Origin of the sequence: Phaeovulum sp., from assembly GCF_047638075.1 — a bacterium.
Taxonomy (GTDB): domain Bacteria; phylum Pseudomonadota; class Alphaproteobacteria; order Rhodobacterales; family Rhodobacteraceae; genus UBA6197.
This window is the reverse complement of record NZ_JBLJBV010000005.1, coordinates 1-7,587: the sequence shown is the minus strand read 5'-3', so window position 1 is coordinate 7,587 and position 7,587 is coordinate 1. Positions and strand designations below refer to the sequence as shown.

The 7,587-nt window shown below is 59.9% G+C and carries 5 protein-coding genes and 1 pseudogene; all 6 read right to left on the bottom strand.

Going from position 1 to position 7,587, the window contains the following annotated elements:
* A pseudogene (locus tag ACM62R_RS00720) lies at positions 1-547 on the bottom strand (transposase); the annotation flags it as partial.
* A 222-nt stretch (positions 548-769) separates the two neighbouring features.
* Positions 770-2,158, bottom strand: coding sequence for a dihydrolipoyl dehydrogenase (gene lpdA / locus ACM62R_RS00715; protein WP_415182154.1), 1,389 nt, complete (start codon positions 2,156-2,158; stop codon positions 770-772).
* Positions 2,159-2,228: 70 nt separating this feature from the next.
* Positions 2,229-2,624 (bottom strand): MAPEG family protein, encoded by a 396-nt coding sequence (locus tag ACM62R_RS00710; RefSeq protein WP_415182153.1) that lies wholly within the window; start codon positions 2,622-2,624, stop codon positions 2,229-2,231.
* Positions 2,625-2,627: 3 nt separating this feature from the next.
* Positions 2,628-3,026: a hypothetical protein gene (locus ACM62R_RS00705; protein WP_415182152.1), complete on the bottom strand. Its 399-nt coding sequence runs from the start codon at positions 3,024-3,026 to the stop codon at positions 2,628-2,630.
* Positions 3,027-3,118: 92 nt separating this feature from the next.
* Positions 3,119-4,639, bottom strand: coding sequence for a 2-oxoglutarate dehydrogenase complex dihydrolipoyllysine-residue succinyltransferase (gene odhB / locus ACM62R_RS00700; protein ID WP_415182151.1), 1,521 nt, complete (start codon positions 4,637-4,639; stop codon positions 3,119-3,121).
* The coding region (locus tag ACM62R_RS00695; protein WP_415182150.1) for a 2-oxoglutarate dehydrogenase E1 component at positions 4,640-7,587 on the bottom strand (2,948 nt) is incomplete at its 5' end.

The window sequence follows — 7,587 nt, the reverse complement described above, 5'->3', positions numbered from 1 at the left end:
GTCAGCCCGACCAGCAGATTGGCGATCTCTTCGTTCTCGGCCCGCAACGTCAGGCCATAGCGATAACAGGTCTCGCTGACCCCAAAAGCCCGGCAGGCCAGCGCAACGCTCGCCCCTCTTCGCGCCACCGCATTCTCGGCCATCTCGCGGCATTGACCCTGTCGGCGAATACCGACATTCGCCTGTCGGGCAACGGATGGCCGCGTCACTTTTTTCCCAGAGCCTGCTCAGGCTCTCTCGGACCAATGGCGTTCACCTTCGCAGTTCAGCAGATCCGCCTGCATGCTCAGGACCGCATACACCCGCTTCAGGCGACGGCTCTCTTCTTCGATCGCCGTCATCTGGCTGACCATCGACGCATCTATTATCCGGCAGGGTTTTGCAAAGCAAAAGCCCGAGAGGGCATGCCCCCATACTTGGCCCGCCACTTGTAAAACGACGCATTGCTCATCCCATGCGTACGGCACAGCTCGGCCACCGGCACACCGCCTTCGGCCTGGCGCAGGATCGTGAGGGTCTGCGCTTCTGTGTATCCGCTTGTCTTCATTCGAAATCTCCTCGTTCATCTTGCCGAGAAAATTCTACTTTTGCAGCCCCTTACTTTCGGGGGGATTACCTCCTGATCCGGCAGGCGGTCATCGTAGGAATCCGCATTTTAGTGCATCTTGTTTTGCTTATTCAGCCCCTTAATTTCGCAAAGGGCTTATCATTGCCAAAAACACCTGGGGGCGGCGTATTCTACACCGCCCCCGGCGTTACGGCTTGCAGATCAGGCGTGGATGGCGCCATCGCCGCAGGCAAGGGCCGCTTCACGCACGGCTTCGCTGTAGGTCGGGTGTGCGTGGCACGTCAGGGCGACGTCTTGGGCCGAGGCGCCGAATTCCATTGCCACACAGATTTCGTGGATCAGATCGCCAGCGCCGGGGCCGATGATGTGGCAGCCAAGAATCCGGTCGGTGGCCTTGTCGGCCAGCAGTTTGACGAAGCCCTCGGCCTGAAACACCGCCTTGGCGCGGGCGTTACCCATGAAAGAGAATTTTCCGACCTTGTAGGCGCGGCCCTCCTCCTTCAGCTGCTCTTCGGTCTTGCCGACCGAGGCAACCTCGGGGCTGGTGTAGACCACGCCGGGGATCACGCCGTAATTGACGTGTCCGGCCTTGCCAGCGATGATTTCGGCGACGGCCATGCCCTCATCTTCTGCCTTATGGGCTAGCATTGGCCCGATGATGGCGTCGCCAATGGCGTACAAGCCTTTGACATTGGTCGAAAAATGTCCATCGGTTTTGATCTGGCCACGGGGCAGCATTTCAACCCCCAGCGCATCGAGGCCGAGACCGGTGATGTAGGGTTTGCGGCCGGTGGCCACCAGGACCACCTCGGCCTCAAGGGTTTGGGCGCTGTCGTCCTTGCGCAGATTATAGCGGACGGTATTTTTGGATTTGCCCTTGTCGACGCCTTGAACCGCAGCCCCCAGAACGAATTTGATCCCTTGTTTTGCAAGGATCCGCTGGAAGGATTTGGCCACTTCGGCGTCCATGCCAGGGGTGATGGCGTCAAGGTATTCGACCACCGTCACATCGGTGCCAAGGCGCGCATAGACCGACCCCATTTCCAACCCGATGACGCCTGCGCCGATCACAGCCATGGTTTTGGGGATCTTGGGCAGTGCAAGCGTGCCGGTGGAGGTGACGATGGTCTTTTCGTCAATCTCGACGCCGGGCAGGGTGGATGGCTCTGAACCTGTTGCAATCACGATGTTTTTCGCCTCGTGCACCTCGTCTCCGACGGTTACTTTTCCGGGGGCGGTGATCTGGCCCCAGCCTTTCAGCCAGGTGACCTTGTTCTTCTTGAACAGGAACTCGATACCCTTGGTATTGCCGCTGATGACCTCGTCTTTATAGGCCAGCATCTGTTGCCAATCGACCGAGGGGGATTTGCCTTTCAGGCCCATTTTGGCAAAGTTATGTTCGGCTTCGTGCAGCGAATGGGTGGCGTGCAGTAGCGCTTTTGAGGGGATGCAACCGACGTTCAGGCAGGTGCCGCCAAGGGTATCGCGGGCCTCGACGCAGGCGGTTTTCAGGCCAAGTTGCGCGCAGCGGATGGCACAGACATAGCCGCCGGGGCCACTGCCGATGATGATCACGTCAAAGCTTGCCATGGGGTTTGTCCTTCGTTTTTGAGCGTATGTTTCGTGTATGGCTTTCGTATGACATCCGTGCATACGATCGTTAGATCAGGGCGGCGACCAGCATGGCGAGTGTGGCCAAGAAACCTACGCCCCATATTGCCGAACGCCAAGGTTGCCAGTCAAAGGCATAGGCCGGAATATAGGCGATGCGCGCCGCCAGATAGACCCAGGCGGCGGTCTGCGTGGTGGCGCTGGATTGCTGGCCGAGGGTTACGACCACGACGGCGAGGGTGAACAGGATCAGCCCTTCGAAATGGTTGTTCAGCGCGCGCTGCAACCGGGCGGTTTTAAGCGAGAGCGGTTTGCTGGGCGGCCGATCGCGCGCCGACGAGGTGTAGCCGGTGCCAAGTTCCCTATTCGCCGGGACGGCGAAGAGGGCGTATTGCACGGCTTGCAGAAGGCCGGCGAGGGCAAGGGCGGTGAGTTCGGGGGTCATTTCTTAGCCACTCCCCAGCGACTTCAAAAGCCCCCCAACAAATCCACCGCCGAGATCGCCGAGCCCAGTGTAGAAACTCGTTTCTTTGGACGTCCGTACAACAGCTTCACCTATCGTGATCTGATTGCCTCCAACCATAAGAGATCTGCCCATAATCTCAAAACCATGAGCCGTTAGTGTTGGTCCAAATATGGTTACATTTCCGTTAGAGTATTTTGCGATGGAACGTGTTCGAATGATACCTTCGGATTCCAGCCATTCAATACAGGTTCCAAAGAAATCTTCGTAGGTTGAGTCCAGTTCCAATTCAACAAAATCGAGTTGAGCATTTCTCAATCCCGTTTCCATCAAGAGACCAAGAGTTTTTGCAATTACTAATTCGCTTTTCTCTAGATTGTCCATTTCTCACTCATTGGGTGCGACTCAAATTACAATTGAGACCGTATGTGGAGCGAACCATAGTCCGCTCCACACGAATAAAGATGGTGACTACCTTACAGATCCATCAGTAACCGGCGCGGGTCTTCCAGTGCGTCTTTTACCCGCACGAGGAAGGTCACCGCGCCTTTGCCGTCAACGACGCGGTGGTCGTAGCTGAGCGCGAGATACATCATCGGGCGGATCACGATCTGGCCGCCCACGACGACCGGGCGGTCCTGGATTTTGTGCATCCCCAGAATGCCTGACTGCGGAGGGTTCAGGATGGGCGAGGACATCAGCGAGCCGTAAACGCCACCGTTCGAGATGGTGAAGCTGCCGCCCTGCATTTCGGCCAGGGTCAGTTTGCCGTCGCGGGCGCGCAGACCAAGTTCCGAGATTTTCTTTTCGATCGCGGCAAAGCCCATCTGGTCGGCGTCGCGCACGACCGGCACGACCAGACCCGAGGGCGTGCCGACGGCCACGCCCATGTGGACGTAGTTTTTATAGACCACATCGCCGCCGTCGATTTCGGCGTTGACCTCGGGGACTTCTTTCAGGGCGTGGCAGCAGGCTTTGACGAAGAACGACATGAAGCCCAGTTTGACGCCGTGTTTCTTTTCAAACTGGTCTTTGTATTCGTTGCGCAGGGCCATGATGCCGGACATGTCCACCTCGTTATAGGTGGTCAGCATGGCGGCGGTGTTTTGCGCGTCTTTCAGGCGGCGCGCGATGGTGGCGCGCAGACGGGTCATTTTCACCCGCTCTTCGCGGGCGGCGTCCTCGGCAGGGGCGGGGCTGCGCGGGGTGGCGGCGGGGGTTGGGGCGATGGAAACCTGCGCGGGTGCGGCGGCGGCGGTCACATCTTCTTTCATCACGCGGCCATCGCGGCCGGTGCCGGTGACGGCATCGCGGGAAATGCCGGCTTCGGCCATCGCCTTTTTGGCCGAAGGGGCGTCTTCGACGTCCTTGGCGGGCGCTGCGGTTTCGGGGGCTGGCTTTTCGGCGGGTTTGGCGGCCGCGGGCTTGGCCGCGGCGGTAGCACCTTCCGAGACGATGGCCAGACGCGCCTTGGCATCAACGGTCGCGCCTTCGGGGGCAAGGATCTCGGCCAGAACACCGGCGACAGGCGAGGGAACCTCAACCGAGACCTTGTCGGTTTCCAGTTCGCAGAGCATTTCGTCAACGGCGACCGCATCGCCCACCTTCTTGAACCAGGTGGAGACGGTGGCTTCGGTCACGCTTTCGCCCAAGGAGGGCACCATTACGTCAGTCATCTTGACCTCACTGATGTGCGGTGCGGCCGCGTCGTCAGGGCGCGCACCCAATTTTGGGGAATTGTCGGCGGGGCCAGCGGTGCCAGCCTCGGTGATCTGTGCAAGGAGCGCGTTCACGCCCACGGTTGTGCCTTCGGCGGCAACGATTTCAGCCAGACGGCCCGCAACGGGGGACGGGACCTCGACCGTGACCTTATCGGTCTCCAACTCGCAGAGCATTTCATCGACGGCGACCGTATCGCCCAGTTTCTTGAACCAGGAAGAGACGGTCGCCTCGGTGACGCTTTCGCCCAGGGTTGGAACGCGGACGGGGGTTGCCATTCAGCCCTCGATCGTCAGTGCTTCGCTAACCAGCGCGTCCTGTTCGGCCTTGTGGCGCGAGGCTAGACCCGTGGCGGGCGAGGCAGAGGCGTTGCGGCCAACATAGCGCGGGCGCGTATGGTCGGCGTCGATGCGCGTCAGGACCCATTCGATATTGGGCTCGACAAAGCTCCAGGCGCCCTGATTTTTGGGCTCTTCCTGGCACCAGACGATCTCGGCCTGTTTGAAGCGGCTAAGCTCCTTGACCATCGACTGCGCGGGGAACGGGTAGAATTGTTCCAGCCGCAGCAGGTAAACATCGTCGATGCCGCGGGCGTCGCGTTCGGCCAGAAGATCATAGTAGACCTTGCCTGAACACATCACCACGCGTTTGATCTTGTCATCGGGCAGCAGTTTTGTGGGCGACACGTTGCTTTCGGCGTCATCCCACAGGACGCGGCGGAAACTTGACCCGGTGGTGAATTCTTCTGCCGTAGACACGCAGCGCGGATGGCGCAAAAGCGATTTTGGCGTCATCAGGATCAGCGGCTTGCGGAAGGTGCGGTGGATCTGGCGGCGCAGAATGTGGAAGTAGTTGGCCGGGGTCGAACAGTTCGCCACGATCCAGTTGTCTTCCGCCGAGTTTTGCAAGAACCGTTCCAGCCGGGCAGAGCTGTGTTCAGGGCCCTGGCCTTCAAACCCGTGTGGCAACAGGCACACGAGCCCCGACATCCGCAGCCATTTGCGTTCGCCAGAATTGATGAACTGATCGAACATGATCTGCGCACCATTGGCAAAGTCGCCAAACTGCGCTTCCCACATCACGAGGGCATTCGGCTCGGCCAGCGAATAGCCATATTCAAACCCAAGCACGGCATATTCCGACAGCATGCTGTCGATCACCTCGTAGCGCGCCTGCCCCGGTTTGACGTGATTGAGCGGGTAGTAGCGTTCTTCGGTGGTCTGGTCGACAAGGCCGGAATGGCGCTGGCTAAAGGTGCCGCGGGTGCAGTCCTGACCGGCAAGACGCACAGGAAAACCCTCTGCGACAAGGCTGCCGAAGGCCAGGGCCTCGGCGGTGGCCCAGTCAAAGCCCTTGCCGGATTCGAACATTTCGGCTTTGGCGCCAAGAAGGCGTATGACGGTCTTGTGCAGATCAAAATTTTCCGGCGGAGTCGAGAGGGCGCGCCCCACCTCGGCCATCAGCTCGGGTGAAATTTCGGTCTTGCCGGCATCATATTCGGCGCGTTCACGGTCCAGCCCGGACCAGCGGCCGTCAAGCCAGTCGGCCTTGTTCGGCTTGAAGTTCTTGCCAGCCTCGAATTCCTCGTTCAGGCGGGCCTGGAACGCGGCTTTCATATCCTCGATCTCGCCCTCGGGGATCAACCCGTCCGCAACCAGACGTTCGGTGTAAAGCTGAAGCGTGGTTTTCTGCCGCTTGATGGTTTTATACATCTGCGGGTTGGTGAACATCGGCTCGTCGCCTTCGTTGTGACCAAAGCGGCGGTAGCAAAAGATATCAAGAACCACGTCCTTGGCGAATTTCTGGCGAAATTCGGTGGCGACGCGGGCGGCGTGAACCACGGCTTCGGGGTCATCACCGTTGACGTGGAAAATTGGCGCCTCGACCATCAGGGCGATGTCGGTGGGGTAGGGCGACGAGCGCGAAAAATGGGGCGCGGTGGTAAAGCCGATCTGGTTGTTCACCACGATATGCATGGTGCCGCCGGTGCGATGCCCGACCAGCCCGGAAAGGCCAAAACCTTCGGCCACGACGCCCTGACCCGCAAAGGCCGCATCGCCGTGCAGCAGGATCGGCATCACCGAACTGCGGGTCTTGTCGCCGCGCTGTTCCTGTTTGGCGCGGACCTTGCCCAGCACGACCGGGTTCACCGCCTCAAGGTGCGAGGGGTTGGCGGTCAGCGACAGGTGGACGGTGTTGCCGTCAAATTCGCGGTCGCTGGAGGCGCCAAGGTGGTATTTCACGTCGCCAGAGCCGTCCACGTCTTCGGGCTTGTAAGAGCCGCCCTGGAATTCATGGAAAATGGCGCGGTAAGGTTTGTTCAGCACGTTCGCCAGAACCGACAGGCGGCCCCGGTGCGGCATCCCGAAGATGATTTCCTTGACCCCCAGCGCGCCGCCGCGCTTGATGATCTGTTCCATCGCCGGGATCAGGCTTTCGGCGCCGTCCAGCCCGAAACGCTTGGTTCCCATGTATTTGACATGGAGGAATTTTTCATAGCCTTCCGCCTCGACCAGTTTGTTGAGGATCGCGCGGCGACCTTCGCGGGTGAAAGTGATTTCCTTGCCGTAGCCTTCGATGCGCTCTTTCAGCCAGGCAGATTGTTCGGGGTCGGAAATATGCATGAATTGCAGCGCGAAGGTGCCGCAATAGGTGCGTTTCACGATATCCATGATCTGCCGCATCGAGGCCAGTTGCAGACCCAGAACGTTGTCGATGAAGATCGGGCGATCCATATCGGCCTCGGTGAAACCGTAGGCTTTGGGGTCGAGTTCCGGATGCGGGGTGGTTTCGCGCATGCCAAGCGGGTCCAGGTCGGCAATAAGATGGCCGCGGATCCGGTAGGCGCGAATGATCATCAGCGCGCGGATACTGTCCAGAACGGCGCGTTTGACCGCCTCGTCCGATACGGGTACGCCTGCCTCGGAAGCCTTTGCCTTGATCTTGTCCCCGGCGCCTTTGGTCTCGCGGGCCATTGGCCATTCGCCGGTCAGGGCGGCGGTCAGATCATCGGCGGGTGTCGGTGGCCAGTCGGCGCGTTCCCAGGATGCGCCCTGGGCGGAACGTTTCACGTCCAGCTCTGATTCGCCCAGGCTGTGAAAGAATGCGCCCCAGGCGTCATCGACAGAACTGGGGTCAGCGGCAAACCGCGCGTAAAGCTGTTCGACGTAGTCCGCGTTGGCCCCTTGCAGGAACGAGGAGGCGTGGAACTGGTCGTTCGGGGATT

What these genes read in the sequence shown, in the direction of transcription:
- ACM62R_RS00710 (WP_415182153.1), bottom strand. Translation starts at nt 2,624, where the DNA reads ATGACCCCCGAACTCACCGCCCTTGCCCTCGCCGGCCTTCTGCAAGCC.
- ACM62R_RS00705 (WP_415182152.1), bottom strand. Translation starts at nt 3,026, where the DNA reads ATGGACAATCTAGAGAAAAGCGAATTAGTAATTGCAAAAACTCTTGGT.
- odhB (WP_415182151.1), bottom strand. Translation starts at nt 4,639, where the DNA reads ATGGCAACCCCCGTCCGCGTTCCAACCCTGGGCGAAAGCGTCACCGAG.
- lpdA (WP_415182154.1), bottom strand. Translation starts at nt 2,158, where the DNA reads ATGGCAAGCTTTGACGTGATCATCATCGGCAGTGGCCCCGGCGGCTAT.